Source organism: Pseudomonas sp. EA_5y_Pfl2_R50 (assembly GCF_963970475.1).
Lineage (GTDB): Bacteria > Pseudomonadota > Gammaproteobacteria > Pseudomonadales > Pseudomonadaceae > Aquipseudomonas.
This window is the reverse complement of the sequence record NZ_CAXAPT010000059.1, coordinates 1-666: the sequence shown is the minus strand read 5'-3', so window position 1 is coordinate 666 and position 666 is coordinate 1. Positions and strand designations below refer to the sequence as shown.

The 666-nt window shown below is 55.1% G+C and carries 2 protein-coding genes; both read right to left on the bottom strand.

Annotation, left to right across the window (positions count from 1 at the left end; genetic code table 11):
- On the bottom strand, positions 1-316 hold a 316-nt coding region (locus AACY19_RS26690; RefSeq protein ID WP_339454480.1), incomplete at its 3' end, for a phage tail protein.
- A 2-nt stretch (positions 317-318) separates the two neighbouring features.
- Positions 319-666, bottom strand: a 348-nt coding sequence (locus tag AACY19_RS26685) for a gp53-like domain-containing protein (RefSeq protein ID WP_445262328.1), incomplete at its 5' end; no start/stop codon positions are given.

The following is a 666-nucleotide window of genomic DNA, read 5'->3' as shown; positions in this document are numbered from 1 at the left end:
CGGAGCTGAGCGTAGTAGGCGCCTCCACCTCCAATTGATCTCGATGACGGTCACGCAGCCAGGAAACGCGCAAAACCTCAGCATCGCGCCACGCGCGCTCTGACGCAGCCAGAACATCATCATTCGGTGGCAGCATGTCGAGCAAGATCGGCAACCCTGCTACGTCGTGGCCTCGGACTTTTCCCTGAGGAGGATTTGCCAAGACCTCAAGAAAACGATCTTCGCTGATCGCCACAGCGTCGGCCGGAATAACGCTATGGAAGCCCTTGAAATAGGTGCAGCCCGTTGACTGCGAATAAAACCGCTGCATGCCCATAGCTATTTCCCCAGCGATATCCAGAAAGCATTATTTGCGACCGATCCCAGCGAAGACCGCAGCGAAAAGCCATTTTTTGAGAGCGAATCAGGCGCGGCGCCATACGGAACAACATCCGAAGGCGCCGACGCCATGATCGTTCCATCAGTGACTAGCACAACGAAACAAGTATTTGCGTATGCGAGAGTGAAACTGACCGGTGTTTTATCGCCAGCATTCACGGCCCCCCACTGGATGGTGAAGCCACCCAGCCAGCTAGGAAAAACCACGTACCCGTTTTGTGTCAGGCTTGCCAAAAAGCCTAACCTGAGTTTTTTCGGCGTCACCATCGTGGCGTCATCAACGCCTGC